This window comes from Rhodococcus sp. NFXS4 (assembly GCF_058139645.1).
The window spans coordinates 2,734,101-2,752,867 of record NZ_CP192221.1 but is presented as its reverse complement, the minus strand read 5'-3'; the positions used below and the strand labels follow the sequence as shown (position 1 = coordinate 2,752,867).

General features: G+C 70.3%; 18 protein-coding genes. 13 read left to right on the top strand and 5 right to left on the bottom strand.

Annotated elements, in window-relative coordinates; translation table 11 throughout:
* The first annotated feature begins 273 nt into the window (after window positions 1-273).
* The 3 genes from J4E04_RS12855 to J4E04_RS12845 are packed head-to-tail and all read left to right on the top strand — an operon-like array spanning window position 274 to window position 4,296.
* Complete coding sequence (locus tag J4E04_RS12855; RefSeq protein WP_222638691.1) at window positions 274-1,569, top strand: glycosyltransferase; 1,296 nt, start codon at window positions 274-276, stop codon at window positions 1,567-1,569.
* Window positions 1,566-2,912, top strand: a complete 1,347-nt coding sequence (locus tag J4E04_RS12850) for a hypothetical protein (protein ID WP_490148725.1) — start codon at window positions 1,566-1,568, stop codon at window positions 2,910-2,912. Before J4E04_RS12855 ends, J4E04_RS12850 begins: the two co-directional genes overlap by 4 nt.
* Window positions 2,899-4,296, top strand: coding sequence for a hypothetical protein (locus J4E04_RS12845; RefSeq protein WP_490148724.1), 1,398 nt, complete (start codon window positions 2,899-2,901; stop codon window positions 4,294-4,296). The genes J4E04_RS12850 and J4E04_RS12845 overlap by 14 nt, the downstream gene beginning before the upstream one ends.
* 3 nt (window positions 4,297-4,299) lie before the next feature.
* On the opposite strand, the gene J4E04_RS12840 is transcribed toward J4E04_RS12845, so the two are convergent.
* The gene (locus tag J4E04_RS12840) at window positions 4,300-5,961 is read right to left on the bottom strand and encodes an acyl-CoA carboxylase subunit beta (protein WP_261769639.1); all 1,662 of its coding nucleotides are present in this window, start codon (window positions 5,959-5,961) and stop codon (window positions 4,300-4,302) included.
* A gap of 77 nt (window positions 5,962-6,038) precedes the next feature.
* Between J4E04_RS12840 and J4E04_RS12835 the strand changes: the two genes are divergently transcribed.
* From J4E04_RS12835 to J4E04_RS12815, 5 genes are read left to right on the top strand one after another with little or no spacing between them, the layout of a single operon-like run.
* A complete protein-coding gene (locus J4E04_RS12835; RefSeq protein WP_056448034.1) occupies window positions 6,039-6,893 on the top strand; it encodes a biotin--[acetyl-CoA-carboxylase] ligase in 855 nt (284 codons plus the stop codon).
* 26 nt (window positions 6,894-6,919) lie between these two features.
* Window positions 6,920-7,462 (top strand): PH domain-containing protein, encoded by a 543-nt coding sequence (locus tag J4E04_RS12830; RefSeq protein ID WP_027506896.1) that lies wholly within the window; start codon window positions 6,920-6,922, stop codon window positions 7,460-7,462.
* 9 nt (window positions 7,463-7,471) lie between these two features.
* A complete protein-coding gene (locus tag J4E04_RS12825) occupies window positions 7,472-8,155 on the top strand; it encodes a response regulator transcription factor (protein ID WP_027506895.1) in 684 nt (227 codons plus the stop codon).
* Window positions 8,156-8,167: 12 nt separating this feature from the next.
* Window positions 8,168-9,493, top strand: coding sequence for an ATP-binding protein (locus J4E04_RS12820; RefSeq protein ID WP_027506894.1), 1,326 nt, complete (start codon window positions 8,168-8,170; stop codon window positions 9,491-9,493).
* A 27-nt stretch (window positions 9,494-9,520) separates the two neighbouring features.
* Complete coding sequence (locus J4E04_RS12815; RefSeq protein WP_222650405.1) at window positions 9,521-10,078, top strand: TetR/AcrR family transcriptional regulator; 558 nt, start codon at window positions 9,521-9,523, stop codon at window positions 10,076-10,078.
* Between the two features lie 33 nt (window positions 10,079-10,111).
* On the opposite strand, the gene J4E04_RS12810 is transcribed toward J4E04_RS12815, so the two are convergent.
* Both J4E04_RS12810 and J4E04_RS12805 read right to left on the bottom strand, forming a co-directional pair.
* Complete coding sequence (locus J4E04_RS12810; RefSeq protein ID WP_490148723.1) at window positions 10,112-12,553, bottom strand: cytochrome P450/oxidoreductase; 2,442 nt, start codon at window positions 12,551-12,553, stop codon at window positions 10,112-10,114.
* A gap of 165 nt (window positions 12,554-12,718) precedes the next feature.
* Complete coding sequence (locus J4E04_RS12805; protein WP_037186749.1) at window positions 12,719-13,309, bottom strand: GtrA family protein; 591 nt, start codon at window positions 13,307-13,309, stop codon at window positions 12,719-12,721.
* Window positions 13,310-13,363: 54 nt separating this feature from the next.
* Between J4E04_RS12805 and J4E04_RS12800 the strand changes: the two genes are divergently transcribed.
* The 5 genes from J4E04_RS12800 to J4E04_RS12780 are packed head-to-tail and all read left to right on the top strand — an operon-like array spanning window position 13,364 to window position 16,397.
* On the top strand, window positions 13,364-14,656 hold the full coding sequence (locus J4E04_RS12800; RefSeq protein ID WP_442972991.1) for a 5-(carboxyamino)imidazole ribonucleotide synthase: 1,293 nt from the start codon (window positions 13,364-13,366) through the stop codon (window positions 14,654-14,656).
* Window positions 14,649-15,167, top strand: coding sequence for a 5-(carboxyamino)imidazole ribonucleotide mutase (purE, locus tag J4E04_RS12795; protein WP_490148722.1), 519 nt, complete (start codon window positions 14,649-14,651; stop codon window positions 15,165-15,167). Before J4E04_RS12800 ends, purE begins: the two co-directional genes overlap by 8 nt.
* Window positions 15,164-15,604 (top strand): fluoride efflux transporter CrcB, encoded by a 441-nt coding sequence (gene crcB / locus J4E04_RS12790; RefSeq protein WP_222650409.1) that lies wholly within the window; start codon window positions 15,164-15,166, stop codon window positions 15,602-15,604. Before purE ends, crcB (J4E04_RS12790) begins: the two co-directional genes overlap by 4 nt.
* Window positions 15,601-15,987, top strand: coding sequence for a fluoride efflux transporter CrcB (crcB, locus tag J4E04_RS12785; protein ID WP_027506888.1), 387 nt, complete (start codon window positions 15,601-15,603; stop codon window positions 15,985-15,987). Before crcB (J4E04_RS12790) ends, crcB (J4E04_RS12785) begins: the two co-directional genes overlap by 4 nt.
* Window positions 15,984-16,397: a hypothetical protein gene (locus J4E04_RS12780; protein WP_490148721.1), complete on the top strand. Its 414-nt coding sequence runs from the start codon at window positions 15,984-15,986 to the stop codon at window positions 16,395-16,397. The genes crcB (J4E04_RS12785) and J4E04_RS12780 overlap by 4 nt, the downstream gene beginning before the upstream one ends.
* Here J4E04_RS12780 and J4E04_RS12775 read toward each other — a convergent pair.
* Together J4E04_RS12775 and J4E04_RS12770 are read right to left on the bottom strand one after the other, a co-directional pair.
* Entirely contained in the window at window positions 16,378-17,091 is a 714-nt protein-coding gene (locus tag J4E04_RS12775; RefSeq protein WP_307108964.1) for a TIGR03089 family protein, read from the bottom strand. The two genes, J4E04_RS12780 and J4E04_RS12775, sit on opposite strands and share 20 nt — an antisense overlap.
* 27 nt (window positions 17,092-17,118) lie before the next feature.
* Entirely contained in the window at window positions 17,119-18,555 is a 1,437-nt protein-coding gene (locus J4E04_RS12770; RefSeq protein WP_027506885.1) for an LCP family protein, read from the bottom strand.
* Window positions 18,556-18,767 lie beyond the last annotated feature (212 nt).

The window sequence follows — 18,767 nt, the reverse complement described above, 5'->3', positions numbered from 1 at the left end:
GTTGCGATCGGGCCCGTCGTGACATCCCACGCCGCTGCGCCGACCCGACCTCCTTGTTCGGCGTATTCGGCTGTCAGCCTTGACAAGTCGACTGCGACGCTGCTTGTGACCAGCGTGCGTTCCCGACCTCGAGGTCTGTCCGTGGTCCAGTTCTCGGATCGGCACCACGACATGCCGTCCCGTGCGTCGAATGGTACGAACAAGTGACACAAGCGGACGAGACGCCATTTCCGGCGCACTCCACATCAGGTATGTCCGAGGGGGAATCGAGTCGTGCGCATCGTCATGGCCGTCAGCGGAACGCGAGGCGACGTACAACCTGCCGTCGTCCTGGGTTCGGATCTGGCGGGCCGGGGCCACCACGTGGTCATGGCAGTTCCGCCCAACCTCGTGCACCTGGCCCGCGGGGTCGGACTCGAGACGGTGCCGTTCGGGTACGACACCCGCGAGCACATGAACTCGGACCTGGTCCGTCACGGCCTGTCCCGCGGGTCGGTCGCCGACCGTGCGCGGGCGCTCGCCGCACTGTGGAACTTCGGGTGGGACCAGATGGTGACGGAACTGCGCGACGTCGTCGACACCACGGCGCCGGACGTGCTGCTCACCGGCATCACCACCGAACAGATCGCGCTGCCCCTCGCCGAGGCGCGCGGGATCGGTCTCGTCGCGCTGCATCACGCGCCGGTGCGCTCCAACCCGCGGTATTCACCGGTGCCCGGCATCGACGGTGCGCCGGCTGCGGTCGTCGGACTTGCCTGGACCGTGCTGGACCATGTCCTGTGGACGGCGACCCGGCGGCGCGAGAACACGCTGCGCCGCTCCCTGGGCATCCCCACGGTGTCGTCACCGCTTCCCGGTCGCATGGCCCGTCGCCGGACCGTCGAGATCCAGGCCTACGACCGGGTGTTCTGCCCCGAACTCGCCGTCGACTGGGACGGCACGCGTCCCCTCACAGGTTTCCTCGAGGTGTCCCCGGAGCTGCGGGCACGGATGGATCCGCAGCCGTCCGACCCGTCCCTGGACGAGTGGATCGACGACGGCCCCCCGCCCGTCTACGTCGGCTTCGGATCCATGCCGGTGACGAACCCGGCGGCCGTCCTGGCCGCCGTCGCGGATGCCGCGGCGCGCGTGGGCGAACGGGTTCTGCTGTGCGCCGGCTGGAACGACGTCGACTCCGCAGACGCGCTCGGTGATCACGTCCGTGTGACCGGCGCCGTCGACCACGCCGCGGTCTTCCCCCGGTGCCGCGCCGTCGTGCACCACGGCGGCGCGGGGACCACCGCGGCGGGACTGCGGGCCGGACGGCCGACGGTGGTGTGCTCGGTGTCGTCCGATCAGCCCTTCTGGGGTCGGCGGGTCGTCGCCCTGTCGTGCGGCGCCGCGATGTCCGCCTCCGACATCACGGCGCAGTCGTTGGAGAAGGCGTTGCGCCTCGCTCTGACGCCCGAGGCGGCCGCGGGCGCAGCCGCCGTGGCCGCCGCCATGACGAGTCCCGCGGAGGCGGTCCGCCGCGCGTCCGACCTCGTGGAGTCGGCCCGCCCCGCACCGACGGACGCGGTGGTCGCATGACGGCGCGGCTTCAGGATCAGGACTTCACCTACTGGTTCCTCTCCGAGGCGTTCGGGTGGGACGTGATCCTGCAACTCGTGTGGCGCTTCGACGACGCGGTGCCGGACGCTGACGTGACGGCGATGGCGGTGGGACTCGCGCGCGGAGCACTGCATCGACGCATCGTGCGACCGTCGATTCCCGTCGCCCGCCCGGGCTGGGTCCGGTCCGACCGGGATCCCGCCTTTCGGCTCGATGACGAGTCTGTGACACCGGACGAGGTCCTCGACTGGGCGACGCGCGATCTCGAGACCGTCGACCTCGACGCCGAGGCGGGGCGCTGCTGGGCGCTGCGGTCCACCCGGACGACCACCGGTGGATCGGCGCTGTCTCTCACCTGCCTGCACCTCGTCGCGGACGGCCGAGCGATGACGGCGGCCGCTGTGGCCGCCGTCGCCGACACGGCCGGGGTGCGCGACGACATCGGCGCCGCGCCGACCGGGCCGTCCGCACTCGTCGGGGACGTCGGCGACGCAGCACGTCAGGTGGTCGGAGCCGTGGCCGGCGTGGCACGGACCGCCGTCGCGGTGGTGTCCGATCTCCGCTCGACCGACTCCGGCGTCGCACGTCCGGCCTCCGTCACCCCGCGCACCCCCGCACACACCCGTGCGCCGCTGGCTCGTCCGTCCTGGGCGACGGTCACGGTGCCGGTGGCGGAGTGGGACGCCGTCGCGCAGCGTCACGGCGGGACACGGAACTCGTTGTTCGTCGCGGTACTCGCCGGTGCGCTCGTCGCCACCGGCTACGCAGACGACGGGCTGCCCGTGAAGGTCGGCATCCCGATGAGTCTGCGCCGGGGTGACGACGATCAGCGCAGCAACGCCACCGGGGGTGTGTCGATCTCACTCGCCGAGCGCGTGGTTCCGGGCTCCGATCTGGGCGGTGTCCGCGCGCTGTGCCGGGACGCGTTCGCGGCGCTGTCCGCCGGACGCCGGCCGGCGATGATTCATCTGCAGCCACTGCTCCAGGTACTCCCGCTGTCCGTCGTGACGTCCGTGGTGACGGGCGGCGGGTCCGGTATGCCCGACGTGGTCGCGTCGAATCTCGGGTCCTTCGACGGTCTCCGCCGGGTCGGCGGCCGTACCGCCACGGACGTCGCCTTCCGGGGAACAGCGCACCACGTCGACCCCGCCGGCACGCAACGCTTCGGCGAGGGCGTGCAGTCCTGGTACCTGGAGACGGACGGTGCGGCGACCTTCGCCGTGGCCGGGTTCGACGAGACACGCGTGGGTTCCGCGCAGGCGCTGACGGCAGCCCTGTCCGCGGAGCTCACCGGATGGGATGTGCCGCATGAGTTCTGGTGACGTGACCACTGCTCAGGTCCGCCCGGCAGACCGCGTGGCGGGTGCCGACGAGTCGTACGCGTTGGCGGAGCGACTCTTCGGATGGACGGCGCCGATCCAGTACCTGTGGATCTTCCCGGCCGACCCAGGTGCGGACGCCGTCGCGACGCTCGCCGACCGGCTCGCGTCGGGATCGTTCGACCGCCGGGTGGTCCCCACCTCCGTGCCGTTCGGCCACGACCGATGGGTGCGGGCCGAGCGCCCCGCCACGGTGTACACCGAACCGGGCACCATCGCGGATGACGCGGTGGGGGACTGGGTCGATGCGCGGCTCCGTGCGGCCGATCTCGACCCGTCTGCCGGACGCGGGTTCACGCTCGAGTGCGCGCACACCGATACCGGGAGAACCGTTCTGGCACTGCTGGTCTCGCACATGATCGCCGATGGCCAGGCCGTGTACGCGGCGCTCGATGCGGCTCGCCGGGGGCCGACGCGCTCGGCACTGCCCACCGGGCGTGACGTCGCCGGGTGGGCCGGCGTGCGGGGCGATCTCCGTGACGCGGGGGCGCAGATTCCGGCGGTGGCGCGGGCTCTCGCGGTGATCGGGAAGGCGGCGGCGACGGCCGGCGCGACGGCGCTGCGGACGGCGATCACGCGATCCCACGAGACTGCCCCGACTGCCGCGCCGGTCGCGGCTCGCGCGGACGAACCCACTCCGACCGAGTCCGACACCACCCTCGCCGTGGTGGATCTCGATCGCCGCGAGTGGGTCGACCGCGCGGCCGAGCACGGTGGTACGCCGAACAGCCTCTTCACGGCCGTCATGGGCGGGGTTCTGCGTGCGTCCGGCCATCCGACGGGTCCCGAGGGCACGCGCATCTGCATCGCGGTGAGCAACCGCGCCGACGGCGACGACAGAGCGAATGCGTCCGGGGGCGTGTGGATCCGGGTGCCCGGGCCGATCGGACCCGAGGTGGGGCTCGGCGAGATCCGCGCGCTGAGCAAGGCGGCGTTCGCGAAGTACGCGACCACGGACGACGCGGTCACAGACCACCTGCAGGCGGTGGCCAGGTTGCTTCCGGACCGGGTGCTCGGGCGGATGATGACGTCCATCGCCGGGCCGGACACCACCGTGTCGAACCTGGGCGCCGCGCCGCAGAGCGCTCTCGAACTCGGTGATCAGGTCGCGGAGTCGTTCGGGATCCGCGCGATCATGCAGGGCCGCGACGCGGCCGCCCGGCGTCGACAGGGACCGGCGATCGCCGCGTGGTCGGTGGAGTACGGCGACAAGGTGACGGTCACCGTGTTCGGCATCCACCCCGAGTACGCGGGAGACACCGGCCGGCTCCGCGAGACGGTGTCCGCGGAGCTCGACCGGTGGTCACTCGAGCACTCGTTCTGGTGAGGTCTAGAGCGGGATGTTGCCGTGCTTCTTCGGAGGCAGGGTGACCATCTTGCGTTCGAGCAGGCGCAGTGCGGTGACGATCTGTCCGCGGGTGTGGCTCGGAGGGATCACCGCGTCGACGTAGCCGCGTTCGGCGGCGACGTACGGGTTGACGAGGGTGTCCTCGTACTCGTTCTGCAGCTCGAGGCGCAGTGCGTCGACGTCGTCACCGTTCTTGGCGGCCTCGAGGAGACGTTTGCGGTAGACGAAGCCGACGGCGCCGGAGGCGCCCATGACGGCGATCTGCGCGGTGGGCCACGCGAGGTTGAGATCGGCGCCCATGTGCTTGGACCCCATCACGTCGTATGCGCCGCCGTACGCCTTGCGGGTGATGACGGTGATCTTGCCGACGGTGGCCTCGCCGTAGGCGTAGAGCAGTTTCGCGCCGCGGCGGATGATGCCGTTGAACTCCTGATCGGTGCCGGGCAGGAAGCCGGGGACGTCGACGAGGGTGATGATCGGGATGTTGAAGCAGTCGCAGGTGCGCACGAACCGGGCGGCCTTCTCGGAGGCGTCGATGTCGAGGGTGCCGGCGAACGCGGTGGGCTGGTTGGCGACGATGCCGACGCTGCGCCCGTCGACGCGGCCGAACCCGACGATGATGTTGCGGGCGCGCCCTTCCTGCACCTCGAGGAACTCGTCGTCGTCGAGGATGCGGCGGATGACCTCGTGCATGTCGTACGGGGTGTTCGGCGAGTCCGGGATCAGGGTGTCGAGTTCCAGATCCTCGGCGGTGAGGGAGTCGGCGATGGCCCCGTCGATGGGGTCCGAGGGGGCAAGGCGGGGCGCGGTGGCCTGGTTGTTCGAGGGGAGGTAGCCCAGGAGTTCGCGGACGTAGTCGAGGGCGTCCTGCTCGCCGGAGGCGACGTAGTGGGCGACGCCGGACTTCTCCATGTGGGTGTGGGCGCCGCCGAGGTCCTCCATGGTGACGTTCTCGCCGGTGACGGTCTTGATGACGTCGGGTCCGGTGACGAACATCTGGGAGGTCTTGTCGACCATGACGACGAAGTCGGTGAGGGCGGGGGAGTAGACGTGTCCGCCGGCGGCGGGTCCCATGATCAGGGAGATCTGGGGGACGACGCCGGACATGCGGACGTTGCGGTGGAAGATCTCGCCGTAGAGGCCGAGGGAGACGACGCCTTCCTGGATGCGGGCGCCGGCGCCCTCGTTGATGCCGACGAGGGGGCGTCCGGTCTTGAGGGCGAGGTCCATGACCTTGACGATCTTCTCGCCGTAGATCTCGCCGAGGCTGCCGCCGAAGACGGTGGCGTCCTGGGAGAACACGCACACGTCGCGGCCGTCGACGGTGCCGTAGCCGGTGACGACGCCGTCGCCGAAGGGGCGGTTGTCGGCGAGGCCGAAGTTGACGGAGCGGTGGCGGGCGAGGGCGTCGAGTTCGACGAACGAGCCCTCGTCGAGGAGCGCGGTGATGCGTTCGCGGGCGGTGAGCTTGCCCTTGGCGTGCACCTTCTCCACGGCCGCCTCGCCCATGGGCTTTTCGGCCTGGGCCTGGCGGGCGGCGAGCTCGGCCAGCTTTCCGGCAGTGGTGTGGATGTCGGGTGCGGCAGCCCCCGTCTCTTCTCGAGCCACTGATTCCTGCGCGGACGCATCCTGAACACTCGTCATAGACCAGCACTGTATCGACGCCGCGCCGCCGGACGTGGCAGGGGTGGTGCGTCGGCCGCGTCTCTATGCTCGGCCCCATGTGGGAGAACCTGGACAGACCGCCGCTCGACGGGCGTGCGCTCACGCGCGCACTCGTCGAGGGACCCCGCGGATCGTGGTCGCGTGTCGACGTCGTGGCGCGGACCGGATCGACCAACGCGGACCTGTTGGCCGTCGCCGACACCGCCGGTGACCGCACCGCGCTGATCGCCGACGTCCAGGACGCGGGCCGCGGACGGCACTCGCGGTCGTTCACCGCTCCCGCGCGGTCGCAGGTCATCGTGTCGGCGCTGGTCAAGCTGCCCGGCGTGCCGCCCGGATCGGTGGGGTGGCTCCCGCTGCTCACCGGTGTCGCGGTGGTCGACGTGCTGCGCACCGTCACCGAGGTCGACGCGGTGCTCAAGTGGCCCAACGACGTCCTCATCCGCGGCGACGAGTCGTCCGGCTACGCCGGAGGCAAGGTGGCGGGCATCCTGGTGGAGGTGGCCTCGACCCATCCCGTCGTGACGGCGGTGTCCGGAGTCGGCATCAACGTCAGCCTCACCGAGGCGGAGCTGCCCGTCCCGACGGCGACGTCCCTGCAACTCGCCGGCGCGGCGGTGATCGATCGCGGCACCGTGGTGCGCGCCTTCCTGCGGGCCATGGGTTCGGCACTGGACGAGTGGCGGGAGTCGGGGTGGGACACCGCGCCGATCGCGGAGTTGTACCGCTCCCGGTGCGATACTCTCGGCCGCCGCGTGCGGGTCACGATGCCGGGCGACACCGAGCTGGTGGGCGTCGCGACCGACATCGACGAGCACGGTCGGGTGGTGATCGTGCCCGAGTCAGGGGACACCACGCCGGTCGCCGTCTCGGCGGGCGACGTCACTCACCTCCGCGCGCTCGACGCCTGACCGCCCCTTCCCCTCAGGAGAATCGCATGTCGTTTCCGCAGGACGCACTGGGGCACGAGGAGGACCTGATCCTGCATCGGCACCCGCACTGGAAGATGCTCGTGCTGCCGGTGCTGACGTTCCTCGTCGCGACACTTCTCGCGGGCTTCCTCGTGGGTCTGATCGGACGGTCGCTGGAGTCCACGGCGCGGTCCGCCGCGCTGATCGCCGTCGCGGTGGTGTGGGTCGGGCTGATCGCCTGGCGCACCGCTGTCCCCGTACTGCGGTGGCGGTCCACACATTTCGTCGTGACCGACCGACGCGTCCTCGTCCGCCAGGGTGTGCTGTCGCACTCGGGCATCGACATCCCGGTACGCCGGGTGTCCAACGTGCAGTTCCGTCACGGTCTTCTCGACCGGCTCCTGAAGACCGGCACCCTGGTGATCGTGGCGAGCTCCGACGACCCCCTCGAGTTCGACGACATCCCCGACGTCGAGCGGGTCCACTCCCTGCTGTACCACCAGGTCTTCGACTCCCAGAATCACGGCTGGGACGACGGAGACGATCTCGGTCCCGCGCGCACTACGTAGGGTGGTCCGGTGACCGAAGTCCTGCTCGCCGAAGACGATGAAGCCATCGCGACCCCGCTGTCCCGCGCACTCGGACGAGAGGGGTACACGGTGACGGTCGAGCAGACCGGTCCGGCAGCGCTCTCGCGCGCCCTGGAAGGCTCGTTCGATCTCCTGATCCTCGATCTCGGGCTCCCCGGGATGGACGGCCTCGAGGTGTGCCGGCAGATCCGCGCCACCAGGTCCGACCTCGCCGTCCTGATGCTCACCGCACGCACCGACGAGGTCGACTTCGTCGTCGGTCTCGACGCGGGAGCCGACGACTACGTGAGCAAGCCCTTCCGCGTCGCCGAGCTCATGGCGCGGGTCCGGGCCCTGCTCCGGCGCCGCGGCGCGGCCTCCGAGGACGGCACCATCGAGGTGGGCGGCCTGCGCCTCGAACCCGCCGCACGGCGCGTCCTGCTCGACGGCCACGAGATCCCCCTGGCCAACAAGGAGTACGAACTTCTCAAGATCCTGCTCGACCATGCCGGTCAGGTGGTCTCGCGCGAGACCATTCTGCGCGAGGTGTGGGGCGACGCCGAGCTGCGCGGCTCGAAGACGCTGGACATGCACATGTCCTGGCTGCGCCGCAAGATCGGCGACGAGGGCTCGGTGGCCGAACGACGCATCGCGACCGTGCGCGGCGTCGGCTTCCGGATCAACACGGACTGACCGGGCCACCGCATGAGGCGTCGGATCCTGCAGTCGATCCTCGCGGTCGTCATCCTCACCGGCATGCTGCTCGGCATCCCGTTGACCTACACCGCCTGGCTGTGGGTCGAGGACTTCACTCGCGGCGACCTGCGCACCCGGCTCGAGCGCATGGCGTCCGAGATCATCGATCAGGAGGGCGGGGACGGCCGCGTGGACGGCGGCCTCGACACCGCCTCGCTGCGTCTCGTCGTGCCCATGGGCGGGCGCCTCGTCGTCGTCTACCCCACCCCCGAGAACCCGGCGTCCCGGATGGACATCGGCGCACCGTCCGTCGAGGATCCGATCGAGGAGTCCCTCTCGATGGGCACCTCCGGGTCGCTGCTCCTCGAAGTGCCGTCCGACGAGATGCGCACCGCCCAGAAGCAGGCCGTCGGCGCGGTGGCGCTCGTCGTCCTGGCCTCGATCGCGGCCGGCACCGTCGTCGCCGTCCTCACGTCCCGTCGACTCTCCACGCCCCTGCAGCACGTCGCGGGGCGGGCCGCCCGGCTGGCCGAGGGCGATTTCCGCAAGGACCCCACCCGCCACGGCATTCCCGAACTCGACCGGGTGTCCGACGTGCTGGACTCCGCATCGGTGGAGATCGTGGGGCGCCTGCAACGCGAACACTCCCTCGTCGCGGACGTCTCCCACCAGTTGCGCAGCCGTCTCACCGCGGTGCGCCTGCGTCTCGACGAGCTGTCCGGCCACCCCGATCCCGAGGTGGTCACCGAGGCCAACGAGGCGATGGCCCAGGTGGACCGGCTCACCACCGCGATCGACGACCTCGTGCGATCGTCCCGCAGTGACGGCGCGGCCGACGCCTCGACCGTGCGCGTACGCGGCGAACTCGAACCCGTCATCGACGACTGGCGCGGGCCGTTCGCCGATGCCGGGCGCGACCTCGAGCTGCGCGGCGACTCGTCGGTCACCGCCCTGGTCACGGGTTCCCGGCTCCGCGAGGCGGTGTCGGTGCTGCTGCACAACGCGCTGGACCACGGCGGCGGGCGCTGCGTCGTCACGGTGCGCCTCGTGGGGGAGTCGCGTGCACCCGCGCAGGACGGACCACGGCCGCCCGTGGTCGTGGAGGTCTCCGACGAGGGAACCGGCGTCAGCGACGAACTCGCGCCGCACATCTTCGACCGCGGTTTCTCCGGCGCCGGATCCACCGGGGTGGGCCTCGCCCTCGCCCGCGCGCTGGTCGAGGCGGACGGGGGACGACTCGAACTGCAGCGCCGACGTCCGGCGCTCTTCGCGGTGTTCCTGCCCGCGGCACGCGTGGACCAGGTGATCCCGGCCGGGATGTCCGAACCGCGCTGACCGGCTCGGCTCACCTAGGCTCGCGACGTGACTGCGCCCGACTTCTATTCCGAACTGCGGACTCTGCGACTCGAGCGGGTGCTCGACGCCGGGGTGGAGATCATCGCCGACCGCGGGTGGGACGGCCTGAGCATGACCGAGGTCGCGAAGCGTTCCGGGGTGCCCCGGCAGAGCCTCTACAAGGAGGTGGGCACCAAGGACGACCTCGGTCGCGCCGTCGTGGACCGCGAGGTCGAGCGATTCCTGGAGCAGGTGCGCACCGGGCTGGCAGCGCATCCCGACAGCTTCGAGGACGGCATCTCCGCTGCCGTTCGGGGCGTGCTCGAACACGGTCGGGCCAATGTCGCTCTCGCAGCCGTTCTGCGGCCGGGGCACGATTCGGGTCTGCTCGCCCTGGTCACGGTCCACCCCGACGCCGTGTTGGGCCACGCGAACGGTGCCGTCGGTGCGTTGGTGGGCGAGAGAGCGCCGGACGCGTTGGTGGACTGCGTGGTTCGACTGACGCTGAGCCATCTGGTGCAACCGTCCGTGGACGTGGACGAGGCGGTGGATCGCATCGACCGGGTGGTCCGCGGGTTCGCCTGAGCGGACTCGGCTCGGTCCCACCGGCCCGGCGCACTACAGGTCGAGCACCAGCTTCGACGACAGCGATCGCGAGACACACATCATGACCGTGTCCCCGCGTTCGCGTTCGCGACGCGACAGCACGGAGTCGCGGTGGTCGGGAGTGCCGCTCAGGACGTCGGCCTCGCACGTCCCGCAGATGCCTTCCATGCACGACCCGATGACGTCGGCGCCGGCCTTCTCGACGGCGTCGAAGATCGACGTGCCGTCGGGGACGGTGACGGTCACCCCCGAGCGCGCGCACTCGACCTCGAACGAGTCGAGCGCGTCGTCGGGTGCCTCGACGGTCTCGGCCGCGAAACGCTCCAGGTGCAGGCTCCCGTCCGGCCACGCCGCGCACGCGTTCTCCACGGCATCGAGGAGTGGGCCGGGCCCGCAGCAGTAGACCAGGGTCTCGGGCCGGGGCTCACCCAGCACGGTGTCGAGATCGACACGCTCGCCGCGTTCGTCCTTGGCCCAGACCGTCACGCGGTCGTCGCCGTCGAACTCGTCGAGGAACGCCATCGACGAACGAGATCGACCGGCGTACACCAGGTTCCACTCGGCGCCGTCGGCTCGGGCAGCGGCGATCATGGCGCGGATCGGTGTGATGCCGATCCCGCCGGCGATGAAGAGGTAGCTCGGTGCGGGATCGAGTGCGAAGTGGTTGAGCGGCCCTCGTGCTCGCAGAGTGGCTCCCTCCGGCAGGTGGTCGTGCACGTGCGCCGAGCCGCCGCGGCCGTCCGGCTCACGCAGGACAGCGATCGTCCACGAGGACTCGTCGGCGGTGTCTCCACAGAGTGAGTAGTGCCTGACCAGGTCGGGGCGCAGCATCAGTTCGACGTGCGCGCCGGGCGTCCAGGACGGCAGCGATCCGCCGGCGGCATCGGTGAGGACGAGTTCGACGACGCCCTCCGCCGCGGTACGCCGGTGTGCGACCCGCACATCGAGCTGCGTCCGCTCTGCTCCGTCGCCGTCGCGGCGCTGCCAAGGGGGCGTGACGGTGGACGTGTCCACCACGGGAGCGGCGCCGGCGGCCTTCCGGTCGGTGCGGTAGGTGCCGTGCCGTCGACGCTCCCCGCCCTTCGGTGTCGTCGTCACCATCATGGAGCTGTAGCCACGAACGAAGTTGGACTGCACGCGCGTCGGCTCCGCGAGGACCTCGATGTCGTCGAAGCGCGTCAGCAGCTCCTCCCAGAGGATCCGCAGCTGCATCTCCGCGAGCCGACTGCCCATGCAGCGGTGGGTGCCGATGCCGAACGCGAGGTGATGCCGTGCGTTGCGCCGGTCGATCACGAAGCTGTCCGGGTCGTCGAACGTGCGCTCGTCGCGGTTGGCCGAGGCGTACCACATGACGACCTTGTCGCCCTCGCGGACGAACTGACCGTTCAGGACGGTGTCTCGAGTCGCGATGCGGCGCATGTAGGCGAGGGGCGTCTGCCACCGCAGGATCTCGTGGACCATCTTCGGTACCAGGCCCGGATCGGCGCGCAGGCGATCGAACTGCTCCGGGAACTGGTTCAGGGCCAGCAGTCCGCCCGTCATCGAATTGCGGGTGGTGTCGTTTCCGCCGACGACGAGCAGGACGATGTTGCCCAGGAACTCCATCGGGCGGTCGATCAGGTCCTTCGTGTCCTCGGAGAGCTGCATGAGGGTGATGAGGTCGTACCCGGGCTTCTCGCCGGCTGCGAGGCGCGCCGCCTTGTCGTGCCACAGCGCACTGAAACTGCGCGCTGCTTCCGCCGCGGCCCGATACGCCGCGTCCGTGTCGGTGGACCCGCCGGTGGCCGACGCGCTCGCGGCCACCAGATCGGTCCACTCGACCAACTTCCGTCGTTCCTCGTACGGGAAGTCGAGCAGCGTCGCGAGCATCCGCGAGGTCAACTCGATGCTGACCCGGTCGACCCAGTCGAAGGGCTCGCCCACCGGGAGCTCGTCGAGGACCTCCGCGACCCGCGAGCGGATGAGACCCTCCATCTCCTCCAGATTCCGAGGTGCGACGACGCCTTGCACCGCGGCGCGCTGCTGATCGTGGCGCGGCGGGTCCATCGCGATGAACATCTCGATGTCGAGGCCCTCCGGCGGTGTGCCCAGGATGATCTGCGGTTCCGCCGAGAACGTCTCGAAATCCCGGTCGACTGCGACGATGTCGTCGTAGCGCGTGACGGACCAGAACGGCCCGAACGCGCTGTCGGCCCGGAAGTGCACGGGCGACTCGTCTCGCAGTCTCCGGAAATATGCCTCCCACGATCCCTGCCGCCACAGGAACGGGTTGCTGACATCGATCTCGGTCAGATCCAGCTCCGCCACGTCGGGGATCGCGGACTCACGGAAGTGCGGCTGCCCGTCGCTCACCACGAGCCTCTTCGCGCGCTGCCACAGATGCAGTCCCTGGATCTGACGCTCCATCGGGACCAGTGCCTGTGTTCTCGTGATGATCGTGTCGCGAACGCTCATGACGACTACCGCCTCGGTGCTGGGATGGTTCTGACGAGTGGGATGACAGAACTAAACCATGTGTATCCGGAGATGACAATAGTCGGCGTATTGTCGCCGCTGAGCGGCAGCGCACCAGCGGGCCCGTCGCCGGGTGAGTGAGGAGAGGGGGCCTGACGCGTCGCGTCAGCTGTGACCCATGAACTGCGTCTGCTCGTCGTCCGGGTCGACGTCGGGATCGAGATCGGGGTCCGGCTCGTCCTCGATCAGCGGATTCGCGATGATCCCGCGGCCGTTCTCGTCCGGGAACGCGAAGCGACGCAGTGCCCAGAATCGGAAGACCATCTGCAGCAGATTGCCGATGACGTAGTTGAGGACGAAGTCGATGATGATCAACGCGGTGAGGGTTGTCTGTCCCTCGCGGATGTCGAAGACGTTGTTCGCGATCCAGAGCGGAGCGGCGGCGAGGATGACGCCGATGCCACTGATGGTGAAGAACAACAGTGCCTCGTGATGACGCTCGCGGCCACCACGGTTCTTGAACGACCACTCGCGGTTGAGGATGTAGCTGAGAATCGTCGCCATCACGCCGGAGAAGATCTTGGCGACGACGGGCTTCGACTCGAGCACGGTGAGGCTCAGTGAGTAGAAGATCGCGAGGTCGAACACCATCGTGGTCGCGCCGACGATCGCGAACTTGATCAGTTCGGAGTGGCGGAGGGCGATGCTTCGGAACGGCTGCGGGATACCGGCAACCACACGGTCGATCAGAGGCACGGTGACCCACTTTACGAAGAGCAGTGACCAAACACTAATCGGACTCGTGACACGATGAGCGACGTGACAGCAGGAGACACCGTGAATTCGGACATCCCCCAGCAGACCCCGCGCACCGACCCGCCGCGGCAGCGCACCTCGTCCCTGCCCGTCGTCGCGATGGTCGGCGGAGGACAGCTCGCACGGATGACCCACCAGGCCGCGATCGAGCTGGGTCAGACCCTGCGCGTGCTCGCGGCCGGGGAGAACGATCCGGCGGCTCGGGTGAGCGCCGACGTGGTGCTCGGCGAGCACACCGATCTCGCGGCACTGCGTGCGGTCGCCGCCGGTGCCGACGCGCTGACGTTCGATCACGAACACGTCCCCACCGAGCATCTCGACGTCCTCGTCGCCGAGGGCGTCAACGTCCAGCCGCCTCCCGAGGCGCTGATCTTCGCGCAGGACAAGCTGCGGATGCGCGTTCGCCTGCGGGAACTGGGACTACCGGTACCGGATTTCACGGAGGTGGCGTCCGTCGAGGACGTCGTCGCCTTCGGTGACGCCCACGACTGGCGCATCGTGATCAAGGCCGTGCGCGGCGGCTACGACGGTCGCGGCGTCTGGATGCCCGACGACGCCGACGAGGCGCGCACCGTGGTGTCCGACCAGCTCGCCGCCGGAGTGCCGCTGATGGCGGAACAGCGTGTCGACATGGCGCGCGAACTCTCGGCGATGGTCGCGCGGTCCCCGTTCGGGCAGGGAGCGACCTGGCCCGTCGTCGAGACCGTGCAGCGGTCCGGACAGTGCGCCGTCGTCATCGCACCCGCCCCCGGCCTGTCCGAGGACCTGGCTGCGGACGCCGAGCACATCGCGCTCCGCATCGCGTCCGAGCTGGGTGTGGTGGGAGTCATGGCCGTGGAGCTGTTCGAGAAGGTCGACGGCACCCTGTCGATCAACGAACTCGCCATGCGCCCGCACAACTCGGGCCACTGGACGCAGGACGGTGCCCGGACCTCGCAGTTCGAGCAGCACCTGCGCGCGGTGCTCGACTATCCCCTCGGTGACTGCGCGCCTCTCGCGCCGGTGTCCGTCATGGCCAACGTCCTCGGCGCCGAGGAGCAGCCGTCCTCGACCATGGACGAGCGGGTGCATCACCTGTTCGCGCGGATGCCCGACGCCAAGGTGCACCTCTACGACAAGGGTGAGCGCAAGGACCGCAAGATCGGCCACGTCAACATCGTGGGCCCGCGGAACGGCTCCGCGTCTGATGCCGAGCACGTCGCCGAGGTCCGGGAGCGTGCCGAGCGTGCCGCGCACTGGCTCTCGCACGGCGTCTGGACCGACGGATGGGATCCGCATCATGGATGAGAACAGCAACAGCACGGCCGTCCGGGTCGGCATCATCATGGGCAGCGACTCGGACTGGCCGGTGATGGAGGCCGCCGCCCTGGCGGTCGCCGAGTTCGGCGTCCGCTTCGAGGTGGGCGTGGTCTCCGCGCATCGGACGCCGCAGCGCATGCTCGACTACGCGCGGGACGCGGCGGACCGCGGAATCGAGGTGATCATCGCCGGCGCCGGCGGTGCCGCTCACCTGCCGGGCATGGTGGCCTCCGCGACGCCGCTCCCCGTCATCGGTGTCCCGGTTCCCCTGAAGTACCTCGACGGGATGGACTCGCTCCTGTCGATCGTCCAGATGCCGGCGGGGGTTCCCGTCGCGACGGTCTCCATCGGCGGCGCACGCAACGCCGGTCTGCTCGCCGTGCGCATTCTCGGTGCCGCCGATCCGCAGCTGCGTGGACGGATGGCCGAGTTCCAGCGCGGACTCGAGCAGATGGTGCTGGACAAGGACGAGGCGCTGCGTCGCAGTCTGCTGGGATGACCGCGTCCGCGGACTCGGTCCGTCCTCTGCACCGCACGCCCGCTGCCCTTGCCGCGGTCGTCGTCGGCGGTGCCGCGGGGACGGGTGCCCGCTACGCGGGGGAGTCCTGGGTGCCGCACTCCGGAACGGGATGGCCGTGGGCCACGTTCCTGATCAACCTGAGCGGTGCGTTCGTCCTCGGTCTGCTGCTGGAAGCGTTGGCGCGCTCGGGACCGGACGTCGGGCGGCGTCGGTGGGTGCGCCTGGTGGCGGGCACCGGCTTCTGTGGCGCGTTCACGACCTACAGCACGTTCGCCCTCGAGACGGTCGAGCTCGTCCGGGACGGCGCCCCGACGACTGCACTGACCTACGCCGCCGTCGGAGTCGTGGCGGGACTGATCTGTGCCTGGGCGGGCATCGTGACCGGTGGCACCCTCCATCGGAGGCCACGCACATGACGGTCGCCGCGGTGCTGCTCGCGGGTGCGCTCGGGGCGGTGGTCCGCTTCGTCGTCGACGGCGAGGTGACGGCTCGGTTCGGTCGGCCGTTCCCCCTGGGGACTCTGATCGTCAACGTCAGTGGGTCGTTCCTCCTCGGCATCCTGGCCGGGCTCGTGCTGTTCGCCGGCCGACCCGCCGAGTGGCAGGCCGTCGCCGGCACCGGGTTCTGCGGCGGGTACACCACGTTCAGCACCGCGAGCGTGCAGACGGTCCGACTCGTGCAGGAGGGTCGGCACCGGGCGGCCGCGGCGAACGCGGGGACCACCGTGATCGCCTCCGTCCTGGCCTGCGCCGGTGGACTGGCTCTCGTGTGGGCGGCGTCGGGTGGGAGCTCGGTGTGACGTCCTCCGGTCCGCGGGGGTCGAGCCCGCTGCGACGGGTGTCGCGCGGCAGCACCCAGTCGCTCGTCGTGACGGCCACGGCGCTCACCTGGGCTCGTCTGTGGCGCTCGCGGATCTCGTACGACGCGTCGTCGAACTTGATCGTGTGCGAGGCGATGCGAGGCGGATACGCCCGCGGCGGAACGTGTTTCGGCGGAGCGTTCCTCACCGGACACGCGCTCGTCGATCCCCGTCGACGGCGGGCGATGCTGCGCCACGAGTCCGTGCACGCCGACCAGTGGGCCCGCCACGGGTTCTCGTTCGCGATCCGGTACCTGGTGGAGGAGATGCGCCGGCCGGGCGCCGCCAACCGCTTCGAGGTGGAGGCCGGGCTCGGCGACGGGGGCTATCTCACTCGAGGACCGTCGTGACCTTCTCCGTGGCGACGCGGCGATCGAGTGCCGCCGGGTCCAGCGCGGTCACCTGAACCAGTGACGCGCCGGCCGCGAGCACCGCGACGAGACCGTCGAGCAGTCCGTCGGCGTCGTCCCACGACCCGGTCGCGAGAACCCGGTCCGTCGCCGACAGTCCGCGCGCTGCGGCGCGGCCCTGTGCATCGGTCAGGACGTCCTGGACGGAGCGACCCTCCAGGGCCGGCCCGGCGCCGACGGGAACGAACTGATCGCCGTGCACGCGAACCGACGTCGCGTAGTCGGTGACTCCGAGGGGGAGGTCGTCGACGGGCCGACCGAACGGGTCGAGCGACAGTGCGGCCACCTCACCGGCGTCGGCGGTCTCCACACCCGAGGCGGTCACCAGGGCGACCGCCGCGTCCGGATCGGGCCGGAGAGTCACCTCGGCGCCGGCCCACCACGCGCCGAGCAGCACCGAGGCGGTCTGCCAGTGCGCGGGGAGCACGACGCTGACGACGTCGCCGGGCGACACACCGAGCTCGTCTCTGAGGAAGTTGGCCGTCTTCGCGGCCCAGTTGGCCAGAGTCAGCGCGGACAACTCGATGCGCTCACCGGTCGAGTCGTCGTAGTAGGTGATGCGCGGTCCCGCCGCGTCCGCCGCGAGGATGGGTCCGAGAAGCGCGTCCGTGAGCGTCGTGCCACCTGAGGTCATCGACGACATTCTTCCGAACGGGCCCGATCAGTTGACGCACTGGGGGCCCGTGGACCCGGCGTCGATCGGGTCTGCGGCCGCAGGAGCCGGGGTGGCGGTGTCGCCTGCGGGCGAGACACCGGCCGGAAGCGATCCCGCCGCTGCGGGAGCGGAGTAGTCGGAGGCCAGCACGACGCGCACGGTCCCGGACGGCAGCGAGTCGTCGGTCTCGGTCCGGTCGGTGCCGACCCGCGCGGCGACGGCCGCCGCGGCGTCACCGTCCGACGACGCGGCGTACACGGTGGTCCGGTCGACGCTCGCGCCCTCGTTGTTGCCGACCTCGCCCGGAACGAAGCCCTCGCCCGACAGAGTGTCGGAGACCGAGGACGCCAGACCGTCGACGCCGCTGTCGTTCGCGACGTCCACGGTGACACTCGAGGCGTCGATGTCGGGAACGGTGGGCGTCGGCGTCACGCTCTCGGACGGCGCCGCGTCGCCGATGAGGCCTCGCACCCACGTCTGGACCTCGACGGGGTCGACCGCGACGATCGACTCGCCGTAGTCGGTGACGCCGTTGATGTCCGCGACGGGAATGGTGTCGAAGGTGACCGCGCCGCCGGCGACGTCCTGCAACTTCGTGGCGAAGTCGAGGACGTCCCAGTCGTCGTCGATGGTGACGGAGCGCTGCACGGCCGACCCGAGCTGCCCCAACGTGCCGGGGTTGCTGAGCGTGCGGGCGCTGAGCACCTTGCGGACCAGCGACGCCATGAACACCTGCTGACGGACGATGCGGTCGAGATCGCCACGGGGGAGATCGTGGCGCTGGCGCACGAAGCTGAGGGCGTCGGCACCCGAGAGCGTCTGCTGCCCGGCCGCGAAGCGCGCGCCCGAGAGGGGCTCGTCGACCGGCGCGTTCAGACACACGTCGACGCCGCCGACGGCATCGGTGAGCAGGACGAATCCGAGCAGCCCGACCTCGGCGTAGTGATCGACCGTCACGCCGGTGAGGCCCGCGACGGAGTCGATGAGCGCCTTGCGGCCCGCGAGCGTCGACTCGCTGTCGGCTTCGGCGTCGGGCACCCCGCTCTCGACGAGTTCGAGGCGCTTCTCTTCCTTGGTGGCTCCGTACGCGGCGTTGATCTTGCTGTCGCCGATGCCGGGCACGTTCACGTAGGCGTCGCGCGGGATCGAGATCGCCGACGCGGACGATCCGTCGTTGGGAACGCGGATCAGAATGATGGTGTCGGTGTTGTTGGCCACCTCGTCGCCGGCGCGGAGCGAGTCGAGCTCGTTCTGCGAGAGCGCGTTGCCGTGCGCGTCGGTCCTGCTGTCGGTGCCCACGAGCAGGATGTCGACCGCACCGTCGGCCCCGTCGCCGAGATCGAGGTTCGACACCGTCGCGAGGTTGCTGCGCAGCGAGTCGATGCTCTGCCATGCCACACCCGTCACCAGCAACGCGCCGGCGGAGAACAGTGCGACGGCGATCCGGCCGGCGTTGGAGTGCCCCGGTGTCCGCGAGGGGCGGTGGCTGGTCGGAGGTCGACGCCCCCGGTCGGAGCGGGTGGAGGAGCGCCGCGCACCCGGTTCCGACTCGCGAGAATCGGGTCGCCGCTGCGCACCGCGCTGTGTCCGAGGTCTGTACGGATCGCGCGGTGTCCCGGGGCCCGTCACAGAATCCGTCACGATCCCCAGGCTAA

Bases quoted from the DNA above. Each gene is read 5' to 3' on its own strand.
- J4E04_RS12850 (WP_490148725.1), top strand. From the start codon at position 1,566: ATGACGGCGCGGCTTCAGGATCAGGACTTCACCTACTGGTTCCTCTCC.
- J4E04_RS12845 (WP_490148724.1), top strand. From the start codon at position 2,899: ATGAGTTCTGGTGACGTGACCACTGCTCAGGTCCGCCCGGCAGACCGC.
- J4E04_RS12840 (WP_261769639.1), bottom strand. From the start codon at position 5,961: ATGACGAGTGTTCAGGATGCGTCCGCGCAGGAATCAGTGGCTCGAGAA.
- J4E04_RS12835 (WP_056448034.1), top strand. From the start codon at position 6,039: ATGTGGGAGAACCTGGACAGACCGCCGCTCGACGGGCGTGCGCTCACG.
- J4E04_RS12830 (WP_027506896.1), top strand. From the start codon at position 6,920: ATGTCGTTTCCGCAGGACGCACTGGGGCACGAGGAGGACCTGATCCTG.
- J4E04_RS12820 (WP_027506894.1), top strand. From the start codon at position 8,168: ATGAGGCGTCGGATCCTGCAGTCGATCCTCGCGGTCGTCATCCTCACC.
- J4E04_RS12810 (WP_490148723.1), bottom strand. From the start codon at position 12,553: ATGAGCGTTCGCGACACGATCATCACGAGAACACAGGCACTGGTCCCG.
- J4E04_RS12800 (WP_442972991.1), top strand. From the start codon at position 13,364: ATGAGCGACGTGACAGCAGGAGACACCGTGAATTCGGACATCCCCCAG.
- purE (WP_490148722.1), top strand. From the start codon at position 14,649: ATGGATGAGAACAGCAACAGCACGGCCGTCCGGGTCGGCATCATCATG.
- crcB (WP_222650409.1), top strand. From the start codon at position 15,164: ATGACCGCGTCCGCGGACTCGGTCCGTCCTCTGCACCGCACGCCCGCT.
- crcB (WP_027506888.1), top strand. From the start codon at position 15,601: ATGACGGTCGCCGCGGTGCTGCTCGCGGGTGCGCTCGGGGCGGTGGTC.
- J4E04_RS12775 (WP_307108964.1), bottom strand. From the start codon at position 17,091: ATGACCTCAGGTGGCACGACGCTCACGGACGCGCTTCTCGGACCCATC.